At 36.3% G+C, this 21,980-nt stretch carries 24 protein-coding genes and 1 tRNA gene; 2 read left to right on the top strand and 23 right to left on the bottom strand.

Features of this window, described 5'->3' with window-relative positions; translation table 11 throughout:
- Positions 1-15: 15 nt before the first annotated feature.
- From ACSYTE_RS03960 to ACSYTE_RS03905, 12 genes are all read right to left on the bottom strand, one after another.
- The gene (locus ACSYTE_RS03960) at positions 16-1,725 is read right to left on the bottom strand and encodes a proline--tRNA ligase (protein ID WP_491716171.1); all 1,710 of its coding nucleotides are present in this window, start codon (positions 1,723-1,725) and stop codon (positions 16-18) included.
- A gap of 22 nt (positions 1,726-1,747) precedes the next feature.
- Positions 1,748-3,022, bottom strand: a complete 1,275-nt coding sequence (gene rseP / locus ACSYTE_RS03955) for an RIP metalloprotease RseP (RefSeq protein ID WP_491716170.1) — start codon at positions 3,020-3,022, stop codon at positions 1,748-1,750.
- 18 nt (positions 3,023-3,040) lie between these two features.
- Positions 3,041-3,829 carry a phosphatidate cytidylyltransferase gene (locus tag ACSYTE_RS03950; RefSeq protein ID WP_491716169.1) on the bottom strand — a complete coding sequence of 263 codons (789 nt, stop codon included), beginning with the start codon at positions 3,827-3,829 and terminating at the stop codon, positions 3,041-3,043.
- 10 nt (positions 3,830-3,839) lie between these two features.
- A complete protein-coding gene (gene uppS / locus ACSYTE_RS03945; RefSeq protein WP_491716168.1) occupies positions 3,840-4,601 on the bottom strand; it encodes an undecaprenyl pyrophosphate synthase in 762 nt (253 codons plus the stop codon).
- Between the two features lie 108 nt (positions 4,602-4,709).
- A complete protein-coding gene (locus tag ACSYTE_RS03940) occupies positions 4,710-5,129 on the bottom strand; it encodes a hypothetical protein (protein ID WP_491716167.1) in 420 nt (139 codons plus the stop codon).
- Between the two features lie 32 nt (positions 5,130-5,161).
- On the bottom strand, positions 5,162-5,725 hold the full coding sequence (gene frr, locus ACSYTE_RS03935) for a ribosome recycling factor (RefSeq protein WP_491716166.1): 564 nt from the start codon (positions 5,723-5,725) through the stop codon (positions 5,162-5,164).
- Between the two features lie 3 nt (positions 5,726-5,728).
- Complete coding sequence (gene pyrH / locus ACSYTE_RS03930; RefSeq protein WP_491716165.1) at positions 5,729-6,451, bottom strand: UMP kinase; 723 nt, start codon at positions 6,449-6,451, stop codon at positions 5,729-5,731.
- Between the two features lie 158 nt (positions 6,452-6,609).
- Positions 6,610-7,488, bottom strand: a complete 879-nt coding sequence (gene tsf / locus ACSYTE_RS03925) for a translation elongation factor Ts (protein ID WP_491716164.1) — start codon at positions 7,486-7,488, stop codon at positions 6,610-6,612.
- 88 nt (positions 7,489-7,576) lie between these two features.
- Positions 7,577-8,335 (bottom strand): 30S ribosomal protein S2, encoded by a 759-nt coding sequence (rpsB, locus tag ACSYTE_RS03920; RefSeq protein WP_491716163.1) that lies wholly within the window; start codon positions 8,333-8,335, stop codon positions 7,577-7,579.
- 156 nt (positions 8,336-8,491) lie between these two features.
- Positions 8,492-9,490: a D-2-hydroxyacid dehydrogenase gene (locus ACSYTE_RS03915; protein WP_491716162.1), complete on the bottom strand. Its 999-nt coding sequence runs from the start codon at positions 9,488-9,490 to the stop codon at positions 8,492-8,494.
- 64 nt (positions 9,491-9,554) lie between these two features.
- The gene (locus tag ACSYTE_RS03910; protein WP_491716161.1) at positions 9,555-9,830 is read right to left on the bottom strand and encodes a GIY-YIG nuclease family protein; all 276 of its coding nucleotides are present in this window, start codon (positions 9,828-9,830) and stop codon (positions 9,555-9,557) included.
- Positions 9,820-10,572 carry a tRNA1(Val) (adenine(37)-N6)-methyltransferase gene (locus ACSYTE_RS03905; RefSeq protein WP_491716160.1) on the bottom strand — a complete coding sequence of 251 codons (753 nt, stop codon included), beginning with the start codon at positions 10,570-10,572 and terminating at the stop codon, positions 9,820-9,822. Before ACSYTE_RS03905 ends, ACSYTE_RS03910 begins: the two co-directional genes overlap by 11 nt.
- A gap of 91 nt (positions 10,573-10,663) precedes the next feature.
- On the opposite strand from ACSYTE_RS03905, the gene ACSYTE_RS03900 reads away from it, so the two are divergent.
- The gene (locus tag ACSYTE_RS03900; protein ID WP_491716159.1) at positions 10,664-11,284 is read left to right on the top strand and encodes a lysophospholipid acyltransferase family protein; all 621 of its coding nucleotides are present in this window, start codon (positions 10,664-10,666) and stop codon (positions 11,282-11,284) included.
- Positions 11,285-11,326: 42 nt separating this feature from the next.
- Here the strand turns inward: ACSYTE_RS03900 and ACSYTE_RS03895 are convergent, their stop codons facing one another.
- Both ACSYTE_RS03895 and ACSYTE_RS03890 read right to left on the bottom strand, forming a co-directional pair.
- Positions 11,327-11,542, bottom strand: a complete 216-nt coding sequence (locus ACSYTE_RS03895) for a YneF family protein (protein ID WP_491716158.1) — start codon at positions 11,540-11,542, stop codon at positions 11,327-11,329.
- A 75-nt stretch (positions 11,543-11,617) separates the two neighbouring features.
- A complete protein-coding gene (locus ACSYTE_RS03890) occupies positions 11,618-11,869 on the bottom strand; it encodes a DUF896 domain-containing protein (RefSeq protein ID WP_491716157.1) in 252 nt (83 codons plus the stop codon).
- Between the two features lie 146 nt (positions 11,870-12,015).
- On the opposite strand from ACSYTE_RS03890, the gene lexA reads away from it, so the two are divergent.
- Positions 12,016-12,642 carry a transcriptional repressor LexA gene (lexA, locus tag ACSYTE_RS03885; protein ID WP_491717291.1) on the top strand — a complete coding sequence of 209 codons (627 nt, stop codon included), beginning with the start codon at positions 12,016-12,018 and terminating at the stop codon, positions 12,640-12,642.
- Here the strand turns inward: lexA and ACSYTE_RS03880 are convergent.
- The 9 genes from ACSYTE_RS03880 to obgE form a co-directional block, all read right to left on the bottom strand.
- On the bottom strand, positions 12,639-13,079 hold the full coding sequence (locus ACSYTE_RS03880; RefSeq protein WP_491716156.1) for a nucleoside 2-deoxyribosyltransferase: 441 nt from the start codon (positions 13,077-13,079) through the stop codon (positions 12,639-12,641). The genes lexA and ACSYTE_RS03880 overlap by 4 nt on opposite strands.
- 10 nt (positions 13,080-13,089) lie before the next feature.
- Positions 13,090-14,259, bottom strand: a complete 1,170-nt coding sequence (locus ACSYTE_RS03875) for a hydroxymethylglutaryl-CoA synthase (RefSeq protein ID WP_491716155.1) — start codon at positions 14,257-14,259, stop codon at positions 13,090-13,092.
- A gap of 79 nt (positions 14,260-14,338) precedes the next feature.
- A tRNA-Ser gene (locus ACSYTE_RS03870) sits at positions 14,339-14,426 on the bottom strand.
- Positions 14,427-14,490: 64 nt separating this feature from the next.
- Complete coding sequence (locus ACSYTE_RS03865) at positions 14,491-15,009, bottom strand: adenine phosphoribosyltransferase (protein ID WP_491716154.1); 519 nt, start codon at positions 15,007-15,009, stop codon at positions 14,491-14,493.
- Positions 15,010-15,033: 24 nt separating this feature from the next.
- Complete coding sequence (gene recJ / locus ACSYTE_RS03860; RefSeq protein WP_491716153.1) at positions 15,034-17,355, bottom strand: single-stranded-DNA-specific exonuclease RecJ; 2,322 nt, start codon at positions 17,353-17,355, stop codon at positions 15,034-15,036.
- 18 nt (positions 17,356-17,373) lie between these two features.
- Positions 17,374-17,709 carry a LapA family protein gene (locus tag ACSYTE_RS03855; protein WP_491716152.1) on the bottom strand — a complete coding sequence of 112 codons (336 nt, stop codon included), beginning with the start codon at positions 17,707-17,709 and terminating at the stop codon, positions 17,374-17,376.
- A gap of 14 nt (positions 17,710-17,723) precedes the next feature.
- Positions 17,724-18,665, bottom strand: a complete 942-nt coding sequence (rnz, locus tag ACSYTE_RS03850; RefSeq protein ID WP_491716151.1) for a ribonuclease Z — start codon at positions 18,663-18,665, stop codon at positions 17,724-17,726.
- Between the two features lie 109 nt (positions 18,666-18,774).
- The gene (locus tag ACSYTE_RS03845; protein ID WP_491716150.1) at positions 18,775-20,670 is read right to left on the bottom strand and encodes an acyltransferase family protein; all 1,896 of its coding nucleotides are present in this window, start codon (positions 20,668-20,670) and stop codon (positions 18,775-18,777) included.
- Between the two features lie 12 nt (positions 20,671-20,682).
- Positions 20,683-21,966 (bottom strand): GTPase ObgE, encoded by a 1,284-nt coding sequence (gene obgE, locus ACSYTE_RS03840; RefSeq protein WP_491716149.1) that lies wholly within the window; start codon positions 21,964-21,966, stop codon positions 20,683-20,685.
- Positions 21,967-21,980 lie beyond the last annotated feature (14 nt).

Raw genomic sequence — 21,980 nt, 5'->3', positions numbered from 1 at the left:
CCCTCTCTTAATAATTTAATTCAATTCTTTTTGTAAAATTCCAATTGTACTAATAAGTTCGGCTTTTTTAACCTCTAGGGTTTCACCAGTTTTTCTAATCTTAATTTCAACGATTCCATCACTAGCTTTCTTACCGACGGTTACTCTAATTGGGATCCCAATCAAATCTGAATCAGCAAACTTAACACCAGCGCGTTCCTTACGATCGTCGTTTAATACATCATAACCAGCAGTGGTTAAATCAGTTTCAATTTCATTAGCAAGGTCCATTTGATCAGCTTTTTTGGCGTTAACTGGAATAACATGAATATCAAATGGTGCAATTGAAGTTGGCCACACTAGTCCATCTTCATCGGCTTGTTGTTCAGAAACAGCTGATAATAAACGGCTGACCCCAATTCCGTAAGAACCCATAATAATTGGTTTTTTACGGCCATTTGCATCTAAAACATCTGCTCCTAAAATTTTAGAATATCGCGTCCCTAACTTGAAAACATGTCCAATTTCAATTCCCTTTGTAAATTGTAATTTTTCTGAACCATCAGGGGATAAATCACCCTTTTGAACGACCCTAAAGTCATCATAAGCACTGACCTTAAAATCACGATCAGGATTAACGTTAACGTAATCATAGCCATCTTCATTCGCACCGACAACGGTATTAACCATGTCCTTAACATATTGATCAGCTAACACTTTCACATCGTCAGAAACCCCAATTGGCCCTACATAACCAGCAGGCGCTCCCATAAATTTCAGAACTTGTTCCTCATTAGCAACGTCTAAGAAATCAGCACCTAGATAGTTCTTGAGCTTAACATCATTTACTTCATGATCGCCTCTAACCATTACTAATACGGGACTTTCATCAGCGATGAATAATACGCTCTTAATGATTTGACTTGGCTTTACGGATAAGAAAGTGGCTAACTTTTCAATCGTCTTAGTGTCTGGAGTCGCCTTTTTTTCTAATTCAAGTGGTTGTTCATCAGACTTACTAGGGATATATGCACACTTTGCCATTTCAATATTAGCAGCATAGTCACCATTATCTGAATATACGATCGTATCTTCACCAACGGCAGCTGGGGCAGAAAATTCAATTGAATCTGAGCCACCCATTGCACCACCATCACCAATGATCATTCGATAATCAAGACCAATTTCGTCGAAAATTTGGCAGTAAGCTTTTTCCATATCATGATAAACCTTATCTAATCCTTCATCGTCAACAGTAAAGGAATAAGCATCCTTCATAATGAATTCACGACCACGAAGCAATCCATATCTAGGACGATCTTCATCCCGATATTTAGACTGAATTTGATAAAGGACCAGTGGTAATTTTTTATAAGAATCGACCGAGTTCTTTAATAGCTCGGTGAACGTTTCCTCGTGAGTAGGGCCCAAGATAAAGTCAGTATCATGACGATTCTTAAACTTAAATAATTCTGGCCCGTAGGTATCATAACGACCGGAATCCTTCCATAGTTTAGCTGGTAAAACATCCGGCATTAACATTTCATTAGCATTAGTAGCATCCATATGCTTACGAATGATTGCTTCAATTTTAGTGATTACTCGATAAGCAAGTGGTAAATACGCATACATTCCAGCAGATACCTGTCTAATGTACCCTGCTCTAAGCATCATTTGATGACTAAGTGCTTCCGCACCATTGGGAACTTCCTTCAGGGTTGGAATCAGCATCGCAGATTGTTTCATTTAAAACACCTCTAAATAAGATTTAATGGATAAAGAATCTTTCAATATCATTCCATGTAACTAGAATCATTAAAATAATCATAAACGCAAAACCAATAAGTGTAATCGTTGTTTCAACTTTTTCTGAAAGTGGTTTTCGACGAATTACCTCAACAATATTCATAACAATTTTACCACCATCTAAGGCAGGAATTGGCAATAAATTCATAATTGCTAAATTAATTGATAGAAAAGCAATAAAATAAATGATTCCCCCAATTCCTAGTTGAGCAGCCTGAGAGGTATTAGCAAAAATTGCGACCGGACCACCCAAGTCATTTAACGAAAAGTGGCCTGTGATCATTGTCCAAATTGAAGATAATAACGATTTAGCAGTATCGTAAGTTTGGGTAAATCCTGATAACAGCATTGCAGAAAAATTAGAATTTGAACTTCTTTGAATCCCAATTTCAGCAGTTTTCTTGCCATTTTGTGAAACCACCTTAGGCTTTAAAGTGATATTCTTGGTTTGATCGCCCCGTTCAATGGTTAAGTTTAAATCATCTCCATTTGCCTTACTAGCAATTGTCGATGCTAACGATTGCCAGTTATTAGTGCTGACACCGTTAACCTTTGTGATTTCATCGCCATTCTTAATTCCAGCATCACGAGCAACATTAACGTTATCAGCTAATTTAATTTGATTGGAATTATTTAAAACGCCACCTTGTACAAAAGAAAAAATCGTATAAGCAACGATTGCTAATAAGATATTACAAATAACCCCTGCGAAGTTAGTTGCCATGCGACGCCAAACGGTTGCGGATTGGACTTGAACGTCAAGTGGTGCAATCTGTAACTCCGTCCCGTCTTCTTCGATAACAACAGCATCGTGATCAACAGAATAACGTTTTACCTCTGATTCATTTCCATTTTCATAACCTTGAATCCACAATTCCTTTTCTAAATCGGCTTCGGTAACTACCAATGGAATTCCATTGAACAATGAATTTTTATTACTAGTATTAATTTTTTCTACAATTCCCTGATCATTTAGTTGCAAAGTAACCGTCATCCCAGGGCGTAGACTTTCTTCATCATCGTATCCCCCAGCCATTCGAACGTAACCACCTAACGGCAAAATTCTAAGCGTGTAGGTAGTCCCGTTGTAACGGTGAGCAAATATTTTAGGACCCATTCCAATTGAAAATTCACGAACCATAATTCCACACTTTTTTGCAACAATAAAGTGGCCAAATTCATGAACAGAAACTAAGATCCCAAAAACAATAATGAATGCAATTATAGTTGTAAACATCGTTGTTCTCCTTTTCTTCTAAAAAATATTAAACAAATGCAGGATTGGTAGAACAAACAACAAGCTATCAAAACGGTCTAAGATTCCACCATGTCCCGGAAGAATTTTACCTGAATCCTTAACCCCATAATGACGTTTAAGTGCAGATTCCACTAAATCACCAAATTGACCGCCAATAGAAGCAATGATCGTAATTGCAATCATTGGCAATAGCGAGTAAAAATTTTGGGGGAAGAAAAATACGATCAACGTACATACGATCGTTGCAAGCAACGAACCCCCAATTGAACCTTCCCAGGTTTTATTCGGACTAATGTGCGGAGCAAGCTTATGCTTACCAAATTGTTTTCCAAAAATATAAGCCCCACTATCAGTAGTCCATACAATTAGTAATGCATACAAGACTACGTTTAATCCCGTAGCCCTTGCAACGATTAAGTAATGGAAACCAATTCCAACATATATAAATGACAAAGCAGCAATTCCTACATCATCAAAATTGAACCGATTTTTAGTAAATACCATTCTTAATAATAACAACATTACAAATATGTAAATAATAAATGTAGGTGTTAAGTAGCTTGGCATTATATCCATCATTTTACTAGGGGCTAATATGAATAGTCCCCCTAAAAAGGCAATCGTTGATTCAGGTGAAACCAAAATCATCTTTTTCATTAATAATATCTCACTAATTGCAACTAATCCCATCGCAAAAACTAAGATATCAAATGGAATTCCACCAATTAATAGTAGTGGAATAAAAATGCATAACGCAACCACTGCAGTAATAACTCTTTGTTTCATCACTAACTCCTTATTTATTTTTAATTCCTCCAAATCGTCGATCACGACCCTGGAAATTTAAAATAGCATTTTTTAATGAATCAGCATTATAATCTGGCCATAAATCATTCGTAAAAATTAGTTCGCTATAAGCAATTTGCCAAAGCAAGAAATTTGAAATTCTTTGTTCACCACTGGTACGAATCAATAAATCAGGATCAGCATATTCACCTAACGAGCTAGTCATTAATTTCTGAGAAAAGAATTCAGAATCAATTTCATCAATTTCTACTTTACCACTTTGCACTGCTTTTGCAATTTTACGAGTAGCTAAAAGGATTTCGTCCCTTGATCCATAATTAAGTGCAAAGTTCAAAATCATTCCATTACAATCAGCGGTATCAGCAATTGCCTTTTGGACAACTTCTTGGGTCGATTGTGGCAATTGATCTAATTCCCCCATCACTTGAACTCGAACATTATTATCGATTAATTCAGGAACAAAACTACTAAAAAATTTACCAGGAAGACTCATTAAATAACTGACCTCTTCATCGGGCCGTTTCCAATTTTCAGTAGAAAAGGCGTATAGACTCAGCACTTTTACCCCTAATCGACTAGCAGTCTTAGTAATTGTTTTAACAGTTTCCATTCCCCTTTTATGACCTGCAATTCTAGGCAGGTGCCGCTTTTGAGCCCAACGGCCGTTCCCATCCATTATAATCGCAATATGATTAGGAATACGATTCATATCAAGTTCATCATTAGTAATACTTTCTTTTTTTCTGAACATAATTATTACTCCATCTAAAATCAAAATAAAGGATGAGTAGATACCCATCCTTTATATAATACATTATTTAATTAAAATTAACCACCGAATTAAATTCAGCTAATTTAATTAGTTTTCGTCTGGCCGTTGAATTAATCTCCATTCACCACGGTTACTTTCAATTAAAGTATTGAAGTATTGAAGTAACTTATTAGCTTCTTCTGCTTTGCGTTCACCAAGCATATTAAGTCCTTCACCAGTAGGAATTGGTTCTGATAAATCAGTGATTTCATTTCCATTTTCAATGGTTGCCTTTGAAAATGCAATGATCCAATCGTCTGCAATTAATTTTGAAACAACGATGAATAAGTTAAAACCATCTTCAACGTATGCAGGCATTACATAAATATCATCTTGTAATGGTTCCAATGGATTTCCAGCATAGTTCAAAAATTCAGTGTTTCCATTTACGATTGGTTGGTTCAATCTAAAAACCATGTTATTAAATTCTTTTGTTCCTGGTGTAATTTCTACGCTATCTTCAGCCATAAAGCATTTCTCCCTTATTAATTAATTTAGTATTAATTATTAGTGATTTCTTTTTCCTTATCACTAACAATCTTTTCAACACCACTGATTGAGTCATCGGTAATTTTTTGAACTTTATCTTCCAAGCTGTGAGCTTCATCATCAGTGAAGTCATCATTCTTGTTCCCCTTCTTCACCGCATCCATCGCTTCACGACGAACGTTTCGAACGGCAACCTTACTTTCTTCACCAACAGCCTTAACTTGTTTAGCCAGTTCCTGTCTTCTTTCCTCTGTTAATTGAGGAATTACTAATCTAATCACACTTCCATCATTAGCTGGGTTTAGTCCTAAATCAGCTTCAAAAATTCCCTTTTCAATGTCATCAAGGGCGCTTTTATCATATGGAGTGACCATAATTACCCGAGGTTCTGGAATTGAGATTGAGGCCACTTGGTTCACTGGCACTTCACTTCCATAATAACTAACTTTTACTCGGTTTAAAATACTAGCATTAGCGCGACCAGCTCTAATACTTGATAATTCTCGTTCAAGTACTTCTTGAGCCTTCTTCATCTTGGCCTTTGCACTATTTAAAATGTCATTCGAATTAGCCATTAATTAATTCTCCTTTACCGTTGTACCAATTTGTTGACCTAGTACAACTTTTTTAATATTCCCTGGCTTATTTAGATTAAATACAACCAATGGAATTTGATTATCCATCGCCAACGAGCTTGCGGTAGTATCCATTACGCTAAGCCCCTCGTTGATGATGTCCATATAGGTAAGTGTATCATACTTAACTGCATCTGGATTAATATTTGGATCGTCAGAATAAATTCCATCAACACCGTTTTTAGCCATTAAGATAGCATCTGCATGAATTTCTGCAGCTCGTAAAACAGAAGTTGTGTCAGTTGAGAAGTATGGATTTCCAGTTCCTCCAGCAAAGATAACGACGCGATTTTTTTCTAAGTGACGAACTGCTTTTCTTCTAATGTACGGTTCAGCAATTTGTCTCATTTCAATTGCAGTTTGGACGCGTGTAGGCACTCCAACTGCTTCTAGGTTATCTTGTAAAGATAGTCCATTCATAATGGTAGCAAGCATCCCGATATAATCAGCCTGTGCTCTTTCCATACCCATTTTTGATCCAGCTTCTCCACGCCACATATTACCGCCACCGACAACAATCGCGATTTGAATTCCCAAATCATAAATTTGTTTAATTTCCTTAGCCATTGACCGCATTACTGGTAAATTGATGCCAAAGCCCTGTTCACCTGCAAGGGCCTCACCACTAAGCTTTAAGATTATTCGCTTATATTTTAGGTCTGCCATTATTTTTCCTCCCCAAACTTTTATATCATGATAATTCTATCATAATATTTAAAATTGTGATAGCGTATATCACCTATCAAAAGTGGTTCTTAAACTGAATATAACATTTTTCACAAAAAAAGCGCTCAAAAGAGCGCAATTTTTATTAAATAATCTAATTATTTGATTTGACCATTTACTTCGTCAGCAAAGTTAGTTTCTTCAACTTCGATTCCTTCACCAACTTCGTATCTAGCAAAGCCCTTTAATTGAGCACCCTTGCTTTCAACAAATTTACCAACAGTTTGATCACTATCCATGATAAATTCTTGGTCAGCTAAACTAATTCCAGCAAGGAACTTGTTCAAACGACCTTCAACCATTTTTTCAACAATGTTTTCTGGCTTGCCTTCATTTAAGGCTTCCTTCTTAAGGACTTCACGTTCGTGATCCAAACGATCCTTAGGAACATCGTTTCTACTCATAAATTCTGGGTTAGCAGCAGCAACGTGCATTGCAACTTGCTTAGCAGTAGCATCATCACTACCTTCAAGTAAAACTAAAGCAGCAATTAAGCCACCATTGTGAAGGTAAGCACCAAAGTGTCCGTTAGCATCTTTTTCAAATACTTGGAAACGACGAAGAGAAACTTTTTCACCAGTAATTTGAGTAGTATGAATAATGCTTTCTTTGATACTACCATCTGGAGTAGATAATGCTAATGCATCATCCATATTAGCTGGCTTGTTAGCAGCAATCGTGTTTGCAATTAAATCAACTAATTTCTTGAAATCATCATTAGTTGCAACGAAGTCAGTTTCAGCATTAACTTCAACGATAGCAGCAGTATCACCATCAACAGCGATTTGTGCTAAACCGTTAGCAGCAACATTGCCACTCTTCTTTTCAGCCTTAGCAATTCCCTTTTCACGTAAGTAATCAAGGGCCTTCTTTTCATCACCATCTGAAGCAACTAATGCCTTCTTAGCATCCATCATTCCAACACTAGTCTTTTCACGTAATTGTTTAACTTGAGCAGCAGTAATCTTAGCAGCCATATTTATTTCTCCTTTTAGTTCATAATAAAAGCTGACCCAAACCTAGGCCTTAGCGGTCCAAAATTGAGTCAGCCCAAGTGCTTATTAATTATTCATTATCTTCTTTTGATTCTTCAGCATTGTCAGCGGAAGTAGCTTCAAAATCATTTTCGCTAACGCCTTCTTCACCTTGGTTACCTTCAATGATAGCATCAGCCATCTTAGAAGTAATCAAACGAACGGCACGAATAGCATCATCATTTGAAGGGATTACAACGTCAACAACGTCTGGATCTGAGTTAGTATCAACCATTGCAACGATTGGGATGTTTAAGATGTGAGCTTCGTGAACAGCAATTGCTTCCTTACGAGGATCAACAACAAATAAAACATCAGGAATCTTAGGCATATCTTCGATTCCGCCTAAAAAGTATTCTAACTTAGCCATCTTCTTGTTAAGAAGTGAAACTTCCTTCTTAGGAAGTAAGTCAAAAGTACCATCAGTAGACATCTTCTTTAACTTCTTAAGGTAAGCAATCCGCTTTTGGATCGTATCCCAGTTAGTTAAAGTTCCACCTAACCAACGGTGGTTAACGAAGTATTGGCCAGCACGAGTAGCTTCTTCTTCGATTGAATTTTGAGCTTGCTTCTTAGTACCAACAAAAAGTACAGTAGCACCCTTAGCAGCTTCATCCTTCATGAAATTGTAAGCAGAATCTACTAACTTAACAGTTTTTTGTAAGTCAATAATGTAAATTCCATTTCTTTCAGTAAAGATGTATTCTTTCATCTTAGGGTTCCAGCGACGAGTTTGGTGTCCAAAATGAACACCGGCTTCTAATAATTGTTTCATTGAAATAACAGCCATGATATTTCCTCCATAAATAAATAAGTTTTTTCCTCCCCAATGATCAACTAACTTTACAACCCATTTAAAATGAGCACTGGCAAAGTCATCACATTAAGTGTGAAATATTAACTATATAATTATACAAAATATAATTATAGAATGCAATCACCTATTTTATTTTTTTACGACTTTGTCTGAATTTCCAGTGGTAATTAAAGCTAAGTTCGCATCAAGCGATGTGTTGACCATGCTGTTAACAGCCGTCTTCGTGTAAAAAGCAATGTGGGGGGTAACTAAAACATTATCCCGTTTTAAAAGTTCCTTAACCCGTTCGTCTGGAATCGCATCGAAGCTTCCAAAATCAGCGTTAAATACACCCACTTCATTTTCATAAACATCCAACGCAGCGCCACCGACCTTGCCACTATCAAGTGCTCTGATCAAAGCATCAGTATCGATCAATGTCCCCCGCGCAGGATTTAAAATAATAACGCCATCCTTCATTTGCGCAAACGTTTTATCATTTAACATGTGTTCATTTTCCTTGACAGCTGGTGCATGCAATGAAATAACGTCTGATTGACGATAGAGTTCCTCTGGTGTGTCAACATAGATTCCCTCTTTATCTAATTCTGGGTTTTTGAAGATGTCATAAGCAATTACTTTCGCACCAAATCCCTTATAGATTTGAATAGCAGCACGACCAATTCGACCAGTTGCAAAGACTCCAACGGTTAATTGGTTTAATTCAGTTGCAATATTTGGAGCCCATTTTAAATTCCCGCGGGCAATTTTATTATTAAATACCTTCGTGTTCCTTAACAATTGCATTAACTGCGTAACTGTAAACTCAGCAATTGCTTGTGGAGAATAAGCAGGGACATTGGTTACCTTAATTTGATTGCGGTTAGCAGCTTCAAAGTCAACGTTATCGACCCCCACGTTGCGAAGCGATAATGCCTTGATGCCAAACGAACCTAATTGATCTAATACTTCAGCAGTATAAGGCGCTTGTTGGAATGCAACCACACCATTAAAACCTTGAGCCTTCTTCACAGATTCAGCATCCAAATTTCCACTTTCAATTTGGACATCAACGTCTGAATGATTGGATTCCCATTCACTAATAAACGGTTTTTCATCGTCACGTACTCCATAAACAATAATCTTCATTATCAAAGAAACCTCCTAAGTTTGTTATCTTAATTATTATACCATTCAATCAATCGCCATTATATTAAATCATTCTAACGTTGTGTTTTTTTAAATATTGTTCCTTGGCCTTTCGACTTTGATGCTTAAAGGCATACTCTGCTTTTAATGCTTCACTTTTGGTCGGAAACGATTCATGGTAGATCAATTCAACTGGCTGATGTGACTTGGTATATTTAGCTCCCTTGCCACTTTGATGTTGAGCCAATCGATGTTTTAAGTTGGTCGTATAGCCACCATAAAAAGAGCCATCCCCACACCTTAAAACATACATATAAAATCGTTCGGGACTATTCTCCATATAACACCTGGTTTATCATTTTAGTGTAATTATTAGAAGTACCATCATAAACTATGATTGGCGGTTTAACCTTGAGTCCGCCTGGTTTACCATTCTTAATGCCAGAAACTAAAATCATATTCGAATCACGTCCGACCCGAGGATAAACGAATTGGATTTCCTTAGGGACGATGCGATTTGCCTGCATCTTATCCATTAGTTCTACCATACGGTCTGGACGATGAACAAAATAACAACGCCCATTGGTCTTCAAGAGCCCACTGGTCACTTTTAAAATCGTATTTAAATCCGTTTTGATTTCGTGTCTGGCAATCGCTAAGTATTGATTCGGATTTTTATGACTAGTATCAAGATCAGCAAAGTAAGGTGGGTTGCATAAGACCACATCAGTTGAATCTTTGGCAATTTGCTGATCGATTGCTTTTAAATCCGCATTATAAACTGTGAAACGAGCGTCCAAGTTATTTAAGGTCACACTTCTTTTAGCCATATCAGCTAACTTAGGCTGAATCTCCACTTCTACAAACTGGCCACGGGTTTTATGTGCAGCAAATAGACCGACCGCACCATTTCCAGCGCACAGATCAACAACCTTAGTGTTAATCGACTTTGGGATCATTGCAAAATTTGCAAGTAAAATTGCATCAAGAGAAAATGCAAATACATTCGGGTTTTGAATTATTTTTATATTCTGACTGTCCAAATAATCAATTCGTTCATCAGCTTTTAGTTCAACTTCCAATTTTTTCAACTCCGCTTTAAAATTTTCTTGCAATTAAATATCATTATAGAATAATATTGAAATGATAAACGTTTTAGGAGGTTCACGCTTCATGTATTCATTTTTAAGGTTCATAACCAAAATCATTATTAAAATAGTTAATGGAAACATCAACATCATCGATAAAGACAAACTCCCTGACGGCAACTACATTCTTGTCGGCCCCCACAGAGCTTGGTTCGATATGATTATTTTTGCATTAGCAGCTAGTCCCAAAAAGTTTACATTTTTAGCTAAGAAAGAATTATTCAATAATTTCATTTTAGGATATATTTTAAATAAAGTAAACGCGGTCCCAGTTGATCGAGAAAATCCAGGGCCATCAGTAATCAAGAAACCTGTTAAAATATTAAAGAATACTGATTTATCGATCGTTATTTTTCCATCCGGTAGTCGTCATTCTGAAGATTTAAAGGCGGGGGCAGTTTTAATTGCTAAGCTTGCGAGCGTTCCCCTGGTCCCAGTTGTCTACCAAGGGCCGCTATCTTTCAAACGTTTATTTACTCGTAAACCGATTACGATTGCGTTCGGTGATCCAATTAAAATTGATCGCAAAGTAAAGATCAATGATGAACAACAAACCCAGTTTGAAAACCAAATGCAAGCCAGTTTTGATCAACTTGATCGTAAAATCGATCCAAACTTTAAGTATGTTGATATTTCCAAGAAATAAAAAAATAAGCAATAACAGCTATTCGACTGTTATTGCTTATTTTTATCCACGGTTTTTCATCGTGTTCATCATTTGTCGTAACTTCTTTTGTGAAGGTTTTTGACCCATTTGTTGCATCATGGCACTTAATTGATCTTCACTAATTGGTGGATTACTTTTTAAATAAGATTCCATATACTTACGAGCACCAAAGAAGCCAATTGCAACTCCTGCTATTAAGGCAATAATTACAATTAATATCCAAATTCCAGTTCCCATTAATTACACCTCCCGATAAAAATCTAATCATATTAATTTTACACAATTAATAATCATTTTAAAAGAGGTTAATCATTAATCGTCACGAAGTCCCTTGCCTCTTTGAATATCACGCACTTTTTTAGGCGTTACTTCTTTGCCCTCTTTATTATAAACTTTCATCATTTCAACTTGTGATCTAAAGTTTTCCTTGAATCGTTTTAAATATTGTTTTCTTAATTTTCCCTGTTCAACCTTTTCTAACTCGGTTAAACCCTTTGCTTTCGCTTTGTGAGCTAATTCATTAATTCTGGGAATAATTTTCATTAATTCTTTATCTTCAGCCATTTTATATTCCTCCCGTAAATCATTTATTATAGGTTACTCGTTTTTAACACGATATTCAAACAAAAGCAACCGAACATTTGTTTTACACTCGATATTTTTTATGCTAATATATCGTTATAATTAGCTAAATTAGGAGGTGATGGGTAATCGCAAAAATAGAATCAAAACAAATTACAATTCTAAGGTTTATTTGGAAATCAATTCGAAACCAAGGGTATCCTCCTACTGTTCGTGAAATCTGTGAAGGAGTCAATCTTTCTTCCACATCAACAGTATATGGTCATATCACTAGATTACAAAAAAAGGGATTCCTAAAAAAGAATCCCACCAAAACCAGAGCATTGGAAATTACCGATCTGGGGCTTCGGGAACTAAATGTTAACGTTCGAACAAATGAAATGCCCTTATTAGGACAAGTTGCTGCTGGTGAACCAATTTTAGCATTTGAAAATGCAACCGAATATTTCCCAATTCCACCTGAATTTGAATCAATCTCAGATTCTTTATTCATGCTAACGATCAAAGGTACTAGCATGATTAACGCGGGGATTTTAAATCATGATCAAGTCATTGTTAAAAAACAATCAACTGCTGAAAATGGTGAAATCGTAATTGCAATGACCGAAGATAATGAGGCTACTTGCAAACGCTTCTATAAGGAAAAAGGTCATTATCGACTCCAACCAGAAAACGAAACCATGCGCCCAATTATTTTAGATCAAGTTACAATTCTTGGAAGGGTAATTGGTCTGTATCGTGCTAATATTAACTAAGTAAGCGGTCCCTCATATGGGATCGTTTTTAATTTGTCAAAATCATATTGTAAAATGTCATCAGCACTTTTGACATATGCAATTACACTATTAGAAATCATCAAGTTAACAATTCCATTTCCTTCATGCAAAACGATAATATCCTTACCAATATTAGTGGCATAACCGATTTCAAATGCAGTTCCGCTATCAACGAAGCCATCTTTAAAATCTAAAACTGCTACGATAACATCACTAGCTTCCAATTCATCAATATCTTTTTGGTACACTTTTTTCGCCCAACTTAGACTCCCCACCTTTTCATCTGGAAAGTTGGCTGTGCGGGGACTAAAAAAATTGCTAATGGTTGGATTATTCGTAAGCGCCTCTTCAACCCGTTCAATTCTAGCAATTTGTTCATCATCAAAAAATGGTCCAGCTAAATATACTTTTTTCATTTCTAACTACCTACCTTCTAATTTGATACTGTCTTTGGTCATCCTTAACCCCTAAAAATACATACTTAGCACTATCTTCATTACCATTTAATTTTAAGTTTCCTGCCTTAATTTTTGGCCAGGATTCAAAAATAGCTTCATATTCAGGAACTGATAGTTCACTGCGACCATCAATAAGACGGTCCATCTTAGCTTTCCGATTAGCATCAAAAAAACCGTCTTCTAATCTTCCAGTAAAGAATTCACCTTGAGCACCCGAACCATAGCTAAACAATCCAATTAAATCACCAGATTGTAAATCACTATCGTTATCAATTAAAGATAACAAACTTAAGTATAATGAGCCGGTATAAAGATTCCCTACACGCTTATTATACATGCTTCCAAAATCAAATGCTGATTTTAATGCGACCTGCTTTGCGCTAGTAGCTTCTGGTAATACTGCCCGAAGCCCCTTAATTCCCATTTTAGGATATGGCAAATGAAAAATCATCGCTGTTAAATCATCAATTTTAAGCCCAGTCTTGTTTTTATACTGTCGCCATGTTTCCTTAAAAAAATCAACATAAACATCATTGGAATAATGACCATCTACGATCGCCTCGGTAGTGTAAAGGGGCCGCCAAAAGTCCATAATATCCTGGGAATAAAATGTACTTACTCCATCAAAAGAAATAATTTGTGGATTAGCTGCAATAATCATTGCAACTGCTCCACCACCTTGGGTAACTTCTCCTGGGGTATTTAATCCATACCTAGCAATATCAGCACCAATTACTAATGCTTTTTTATCTGGATGCAATTCGACATAATCACGTGCCATCTGAAGACCAGCGGTAGCTCCATAACAAGCTTGTTTAATCTCAAAAGCGCGCGCATTGGGGTTTAATTTCAGTAAATTTTGAAGGTAGATTGCTGCTGACTTAGAGTTATCAACCCCCGTTTCAGTCCCAAAAATAATTAAATCGATTTGAGAACGAACATCGTCATTAATAATATCAAAAGCTGCGTTCGCAGCCATCGTAACCACGTCTTGAGTATTGGGAATCACGGATTGTTCCTGTTGTCCAATTCCAATTAGGTACTTATTAGGATCTTCTTTGCGTGCTAATGCTAGTTTGCTCATCGATAAATACATCCCAGGGGTGTAAAAATTAATCGCATCAATTCCGACTTTCACTTTAAAACCTCATTCCATATTTCTAAACTAATATTTTTCAAATAAAAAAACATGCCTGTAATAGACATGTTTTTTGATAAGGAGAGTACAGGAGTCGAACCTGCCCGCCGAGATTAATCGGTTCGTCGGATTTCGAGTCCGATGCATTACCGCTCTGCCAACTCTCCAAAAGCGCATAATGATATTATATCAATTTCGAAAAAAATTGTAAATACCATTATTGCTTTAATTTTAATACTTCATAAGACTCAACATGTCATAGCCCTTGATTTTATCACGACCGTGCAAATCAGCTAATTCAATTAAAAAGGCAGTTCCAACAACAATTCCACCTAGATCTTCAACTAATTCAATCGTTGCGCTAATGGTGCCACCAGTTGCCAATAAATCATCAGTGACTAAGACTCGTTGACCCTTCTTAATAGCCCCTTCATGAAGATATAGTGACGATTCACCATATTCAAGGCCATACGAAGCTTTAACTGTCTTACCGGGTAGTTTGCCCTTCTTTCTAGCTGGTGCAAACCCAATTCCCAAATCATATGCAACAGGACAACCAACAATAAAGCCCCGCGCCTCAGGTCCAACAACCATATCTACCTTCTTATCGCGAGCATATTGAACGATTTCATCGGTGGCTTGCTTGTAGGCCTGACCATCTTCTAACAGTGGTGAAATATCCCGAAATACAATGCCCTTTTCTGGAAAATCGTTATAAGACGCGATATAGTCATTTAAATTTAACGCCATGCAAAAATCTCCTCCTTGCTACTACTAACCCATTAAATCATTAAACATTGCAATTAAGTTTGCAGAATTAGGTAATAATAATTGTTTTTCTAGTGCTAATTGTAACTCACGATTACGATAAGCTTCAGTAGATTTTAAATCCTGTTTTTGTAAATTCGAATTCATTGATAAGATTCCATTGTTAATGGAAACAAACTGAAGTTCTTGGAACACTTTAATCATAAAAATAACTAGGTTTCGATCAATTCCCAGTTGAGCAGCAATCTGATTTAAAGATTGGTTAATATTAAAAGCAGGACTACCACTTAACATTTTAAATAATGCCCCAAAATATTCACGAGTTGGGAATCCACTTTCATAAACAAAATGTTGTTTAAATAAGTATAATACCACTTGATTGTTATCAAAGTATTTAATAACATGTTTTAATTCATCAATCGTATCAGGAAAATCAACAATTATAATCAAATCAGCAAGCTTTTCTTTAGACAAGTCATTATACCAAATGATATTACTTTTTTCATTAATGTATGGTTCCAGTTCCTTCACAAACCGCTTATTAAACAAAACATAGGTTCCGTTTAGTTTTAACATTTTTGGATTTAAGTTTCTAGAACGTTGATCGATAATTTCGACTCCGCTAGACTTTAAATCCTTGACCATTAATCGCAATGAACTAACGTTGTTCCAGGTATTCATTTCGATAGTTGCAACGACATCAATCGAACTAGAGTTAGATTGAATCGAGTTCATTTTACTGCCCATTCCAAATGCAACTGCCTTGATCCGATTTTGATTCCCGTTAGCTGAAAACCTAAGATGAGCGTTCTGGTTTCCCATCGTTTGCAAATTATTAACCAGTTTAGGTCTAATTTCAAATAAGGGTTGAGGATTATCGGTTCCATATGGAGCAAGCTGACTTAATGATTCATAAAGCAAATCATCCACTTGGTCAACACTAATTTTAGCATCGACTTTCAAAACTGGTTTCTCATTTTTTTCATTCCCTGACAGTTTGAAGTTTTTTTCAAATTCATCAGCAAGCTCGGACAAATTATCTTTTTTTATAGATAGCCCCACTGCCATATCATGCCCACCAAATTTAAGCATCAAATCCTTTGCTGGCTCAAGTGCCGCGAATAAATTAAAGTCCTCAATGCTTCTTCCAGATCCCTTGGCAATCCCAGTTTTAGAATCAATTCCTAGAACCAAGGTTGGTTTATGATACTTATCAACTAATTTGCTGGCTACGATTCCAACAACACCCTCATGCCAACCATCTCCGGCAACAACAATTGTATTACGATCCTGATTGTCGGATTGATCAAGTTGATCGCAAGCAGCTTTAAAAATGTCAGTCACCAATTTACGACGTTCAATGTTCAGATGCTCTGTTTGTTCGGCTAGCTTATTGGCTACATCATCATCTAACGTTGTCAATAATTCCACCCCAACGTTAGCATCATCCATTCTGCCCAATGCATTTAGTCGCGGAGCAATTCCAAATCCAATACTATGTTCATTAATCGGTTTATCAAGTAATTTTGCGTTTTCAAGTATTTTTAGCAGTCCTGGGCGTTGTGTATCTTGAATTGCTTTAACGCCAAACTTAGTTAGAACGCGATTTTCACCGGTTAAGGAAACTAAATCGGCAATTGTTCCAATGGTTACTAAATCTAAAAACTCTTGTGGAATTTCATCTAATAAAGCCGAAGCTACCTTAAATGCAACCCCTGCCCCAGAAAAATAACCAAATGGGTACTGCGCACCAGGATATCTAGCATGAACAACTGCATAGGCATCAGGAACCCCTTGCTTCGGAATTTCATGATGATCTGTAATAATAACGTCACAGCCATGTTGGTTAGCAAAATCAACGGGTTCAAATCCAGTTACACCATTATCAACCGTAATGATCAATTTGGTCCCATCATCAATAATTTTAGTGAATGCATCTAAATTAGGACCATATCCATCGCTAAATCGATTGGGAACATAGTAGTTAACATCCGCTCCAATTTCAGATAATGTTTCATACATAATTGCGGTACTAGTTAATCCATCAGCATCATAATCTCCATAGATGGTAATTTTTTCACCATCTTCAATGGCCTTAGTAATCCGTTCGACCGCTTTTTCCATATCATGGAATAAAAATGGATCGCCAAGTTCCTCAGCACTTGGATTTAAAAAATGCTTAACATCATCAACGTTCTTATAACCCCGTTCAAAAAGAATTTTAGCAACGATGGGGCTTAATTTTAATTCCTTGGCAATTTTATCAACATCACCGATATTAGTAGCATCAAATTTAGCAACTTTCCAATTATATTTTGAATTAATCATTTAATACCTCATTATTAATTATTCGGGCTTATTACGATTTAAATTTTCTTGCTTATTCTCATTTTTCAATTTGGCTTTTAATTCAGTTAATTGTTTGTTCAATTGATTAACTTTTGCATCATTTTCTTGATTCAATTTTTTAATATCACGACTTTTGGTAACAGAAGAGGTCGTTGTAAGTAAGAAGCTAACTAGTGCTCCAATTAAAATCCAAAGGATTAACATCACGATCATAGGCAATTTTAGTGTTCCAAAACCGAAGTTGATTGCAACCGATTGAACGTTTAAAAGAGCAAATATCACAATTATTAAAGCTAGAACGATTATTGAAATCATTTTCACTTGTTTTTTCATTATAATCATCTTCCTTAAATAGTTTGGTTTTTATCAAATGGAACATCAACAACATCAAAATCTTTAACAACATCCGTATTTTTAAAGATTGCTCTAGCCTGTTTTTGCAAAATGTTAGCCATTTTACCCGTATAGCGTGAAGAAATATGGGTCAGTAACAATTTTTGTACATTTGCATTCTTCGCTAAAATAGCAGCTTGAACATTAGTTGAATGGTAATAATTACGGGCTAATCCAGCTTCATCCTTAGAGAAAGTGCTTTCATGAACTAGGACATCTGCATTTTTAGCTAATGGTAACGAATTTTGATTTTTTCTAGTATCCCCTAAAATAGTTACAATCCGTCCCTTTTGCGCTTTGCCAATGTAGTCCTTGCCATGAATGATTCTGCCGTCATCCAATTTGACATCTTTTCCCGCTTTAATATTACCATAAATTGGGCCTGAAGGAATATTAGCAGCCTTTAACTTATCAACTAATAGCTCACCAGGATGATCATGTTCTTCAATGCGATATCCAAAGGATTCAATTTGATGATCCAATGTATTCATGTAAACAGTAAATTTATCATCTTCAAATATTTTACCAGGCGTTGTAAGTTCTTGATAAATAATCTTATAAGACAATTTAGTTTTGGAAACCCTTAAGCTAACTTGCACAAACTCTTTAATGCCCCTCGGACCATAAATGGTTAATGGCGTATCTCCACCTTGAAAAGAACGACTGCTAAGTAGGCCAGGCAGTCCAAAGATATGATCACCATGGAGGTGTGTAATAAATATCTTATTAATTTTTCTAGGCTTCAAATTAGAGCGTAAAATTTGTTGCTGAGTTCCTTCCCCAACATCGAAAAGCCATACCGAATTACATTCATCAAGTAAACGTAATGCTGTACAAGAGACATTGCGAAACTTACCAGGGACACCTGAACCTGTGCCCAAAAATTCAATTTGCATATTATTTCCTCTTATCTGTTAAAAATTACAATATTAACATTGTAGCATATCATTATGAGTTGAATCTCATAATCAAGGCAAAAAATGCTTAGGAATCTCCTAAGCATTTTTATTTAAGAATTGTTTTCGCGATTAAACTAACGTATTTAACATTTCCGTCTGGATTAGGATGAACATGATCATCCCAGAACCATTGATTTTGATTTTCACTTGCTTGATGCCAATCAATAACATGGAAATTATTATATTTTGTGGCCGCTTTCGCGATTACATCATTAACCTGTCCTTCCCAATAACGAGTAGGAACATGCACGTTAATCCAATAGATTTGATGATTGGGACCAATGTCATTAATAACTTGATCCAGTTGAGCAGGAGTCATCGGACTATTCGTACCCAGGTTTAACAACACATTGGGTGACAATGCATTACTATTCTTCAATTGGTTGATTACATCTGGAGTTTGCCAAATTTGACGCCCCACTTGAGCTGAAATATAAGCATTGGGGAACACCTTTTGTAAATCACTAGCAGTATCAGCCATAATCGAATCACCAACTGCAGTAATCGGAAATTGTTTTGCCTTTAATAACTGCTCAGGCGTAAGGCTAAATTGTTTTGCCAAGTTTTTATCAGCAGTGCTGAGTTTAACCACTTTAATCGTTTCTGAGGCCATTGATGCCTTTTTCTTTTCCTGTTGCTTAATGATTTTTTGATTTTTCTTTTGAAACGCTTTTTGATTAGCAACAATATCCCTTTTTAAATTATCAGAATCCGCCTGACTATAATTGGGGTGAAATGCTCCATATCCACAAATAAACATTAATATCAATACTGGAAATGCAATAAAACGCTTAAATCCAAATCGTGATTTAATTTTAAATAATTCAACTAAGTGTGATTTCAACATTTTAAAATCAAAATGCCGAATTGGTCTTTCTATAAATCGATATGATAACTCACTGATAATAAATATGATTATGATCTCTATCAAAGCGTTTAAAACGGGATGCGCTCCAATACTCATTACGCGAGATTCATAAAAAATCATTACTGGAAATTGATATAAATAAATTCCATAACTTCTAGTCCCAATCCAGCTAAAAAGTCGGTTAGTTAGCAATTGATTGATATTTCCACTCGGGTGAACACAAGTAGCAACTAATAACATCGTTAGAATAGAAATGACTAGCATCCCCCAATTATAAGTAGCGCTACTTTGCCCTGATAATGTAAACAACAGCCAAACGATACCAATTAATGATCCAATACCAATTAAGTTCAGTAAAAATTTTAAAAACGGCGAGAGCTGCTTAGATAGCTTTGCAGAAGGCCAAATAATGGCCAAAGAAACCCCGAATAAGATTGAAAACATTCTAGTGTCAGTCCCGTAATAGACCCGATTAATATTATTAACGCTATGGTAAACGTAGGTCATCCAAACTGCCGATCCGAATGAAAACGAAAATAGTAATAAGGCAATCTTTGTTCTTGATCTAATCAACATTAATAAAATTACCAATGCAATTGGCCATACTAAATAATACTGTGCCTCAATCGATAAAGACCACAGGTGTGTAAAAGGTGATTCACCTTGAAAACGATCAAAGTAGCTCTGTCCATGACCAATTTCCCACCAATTATATAGATACAATAAATTGGTCCAAATCGTCACTCCCAAGTCCTTTAATAACGTTCTTTGAAAGAGAGTAATGTAAGCTCCAGTTCCAATTACCATTGTAAATAGCGCTGGATATAGTCGCCTTAACCTTCTGTAATAAAAATTAAATAGATTAATTTGACCATTTTGCTCCCATTCCTGCATTAATAGATCGGTAATTAGATAACCAGAAACCGTAAAGAAGATTGAAACCCCTAGATATCCACCCTTAATGCTAAAGGGTAATAAATGAAATATAATGACAGCAAATACAGCTATCGCACGAATTCCGTCTAATCCTGTAATATAACGTCGGTTATGCTTTAAATGATTATTATTTTGCATTTTAGAGTGCCCCTAAACTTCATAAATAAATGAGAAATCTAAAATATTAACAGTATCGCCATTCTTGGCACCACTATCCCTTAATGCATCGTCAACGCCCATTCCGCGTAGTTGACGTGCAAATCTAAGCATTGATTGTTCATGGGTCGTATCAGTCATTTGGAATAGTTTTTCTAAGCGATTTCCAGATAACGTCCAACTACCATCTTCTTCATGGGTAATGGTAAACGGAGCATCATCAAGATCAGATTGGATTGAAACTTCCTCTTCAACATCTGTAATTGGAAACTTAGGGGTCTCATCCAATAGGTCAGCAGTGGCACCAATTAATTCCTTCAAACCGCTATGCGTAATAGAAGAAATTGCAATAATGCGTCTTTGATTGCCTTCGCTATCAATTTGATTGGTAAATTGCTTTAGGTTTGCTTCTGCATCTGGCATATCCATCTTAGTGGCAACGATAATCTGAGGCCGTAAAAGTAAGTTTTCATCGTATTTGGCAAGTTCTTGGTTGATTTTTTGATAATCAACAAACGGGTCACGGCCTTCAACACCACTCATATCAACTAAGTGTAAGATAACTCGCGTCCGTTCGACGTGCCGTAAGAATTGAAACCCGAGCCCCGTACCAGCAGAAGCCCCTTCAATCAAACCAGGTAAATCGGCAATTACAAAGTCCCGACCATCATTTAACCTTACCATTCCTAAGTTAGGAACCAGCGTCGTAAAGTGATAATCCGCTACTTTGGGTTTAGAACTAGTTATTGCAGAGAGTAGAGTCGACTTTCCAACGGATGGAAAACCAACCAAACCAACATCGGCAAGTAATTTTAATTCTAAACGAACGCTAAAACCCTCACCTGGTTCACCGTTTTCAGCAATTTCTGGAGCAGAATTTCTAGCAGAGGCAAAGTGCACGTTTCCGCGACCACCACGGCCACCGTTAGCAACGATAAATTGATCCCCAGGATTAACTAAATCGCAAATTAAGCGGTTAGTATCATCATTATAAATACTAGTTCCCTCAGGAACATTGATTACTAGGTCATCTCCGCTTCTTCCAGTCATTTTTTTGCTACCACCGTTATTTCCATTAGCAGCCTTAAACTTTTGGCTATAATGAAAATCCATGAGTGTGCTCATCCCACTGTCAACTTTAAACACAACGTTACCGCCATGTCCACCATCTCCTCCAGCAGGTCCTCCATTGGGTACATATTTTTCACGTCGCCACCCGACAACGCCGTCGCCACCCTTTCCGGCTTGGACATTAATTTTAACTTGATCTACAAACAATTTTATTCTCCTAA

This window comes from Nicoliella sp. ESL1120, assembly GCF_058508515.1.
This window is presented reverse-complemented; position numbering and strand designations above follow the sequence as displayed.

Coding starts and splice junctions, on each gene's coding strand:
- ACSYTE_RS03890 (WP_491716157.1), bottom strand. CDS start 11,869: ATGGCTGAAGATAAAGAATTAATGAAAATTATTCCCAGAATTAATGAA.
- pyrH (WP_491716165.1), bottom strand. CDS start 6,451: ATGGCAGACCTAAAATATAAGCGAATAATCTTAAAGCTTAGTGGTGAG.
- ACSYTE_RS03910 (WP_491716161.1), bottom strand. CDS start 9,830: ATGGAGAATAGTCCCGAACGATTTTATATGTATGTTTTAAGGTGTGGG.
- ACSYTE_RS03915 (WP_491716162.1), bottom strand. CDS start 9,490: ATGAAGATTATTGTTTATGGAGTACGTGACGATGAAAAACCGTTTATT.
- tsf (WP_491716164.1), bottom strand. CDS start 7,488: ATGGCTGCTAAGATTACTGCTGCTCAAGTTAAACAATTACGTGAAAAG.
- ACSYTE_RS03895 (WP_491716158.1), bottom strand. CDS start 11,542: ATGGGAACTGGAATTTGGATATTAATTGTAATTATTGCCTTAATAGCA.
- rnz (WP_491716151.1), bottom strand. CDS start 18,665: ATGCAAATTGAATTTTTGGGCACAGGTTCAGGTGTCCCTGGTAAGTTT.
- ACSYTE_RS03940 (WP_491716167.1), bottom strand. CDS start 5,129: ATGGCTGAAGATAGCGTAGAAATTACACCAGGAACAAAAGAATTTAAT.
- ACSYTE_RS03900 (WP_491716159.1), top strand. CDS start 10,664: ATGTATTCATTTTTAAGGTTCATAACCAAAATCATTATTAAAATAGTT.
- ACSYTE_RS03950 (WP_491716169.1), bottom strand. CDS start 3,829: ATGAAACAAAGAGTTATTACTGCAGTGGTTGCGTTATGCATTTTTATT.
- ACSYTE_RS03855 (WP_491716152.1), bottom strand. CDS start 17,709: ATGAAAAAACAAGTGAAAATGATTTCAATAATCGTTCTAGCTTTAATA.
- uppS (WP_491716168.1), bottom strand. CDS start 4,601: ATGTTCAGAAAAAAAGAAAGTATTACTAATGATGAACTTGATATGAAT.
- rseP (WP_491716170.1), bottom strand. CDS start 3,022: ATGTTTACAACTATAATTGCATTCATTATTGTTTTTGGGATCTTAGTT.
- recJ (WP_491716153.1), bottom strand. CDS start 17,355: ATGATTAATTCAAAATATAATTGGAAAGTTGCTAAATTTGATGCTACT.
- ACSYTE_RS03845 (WP_491716150.1), bottom strand. CDS start 20,670: ATGCAAAATAATAATCATTTAAAGCATAACCGACGTTATATTACAGGA.
- ACSYTE_RS03960 (WP_491716171.1), bottom strand. CDS start 1,725: ATGAAACAATCTGCGATGCTGATTCCAACCCTGAAGGAAGTTCCCAAT.
- frr (WP_491716166.1), bottom strand. CDS start 5,725: ATGGCTAATTCGAATGACATTTTAAATAGTGCAAAGGCCAAGATGAAG.
- ACSYTE_RS03880 (WP_491716156.1), bottom strand. CDS start 13,079: ATGAAAAAAGTATATTTAGCTGGACCATTTTTTGATGATGAACAAATT.
- rpsB (WP_491716163.1), bottom strand. CDS start 8,335: ATGGCTGTTATTTCAATGAAACAATTATTAGAAGCCGGTGTTCATTTT.
- ACSYTE_RS03865 (WP_491716154.1), bottom strand. CDS start 15,009: ATGGCGTTAAATTTAAATGACTATATCGCGTCTTATAACGATTTTCCA.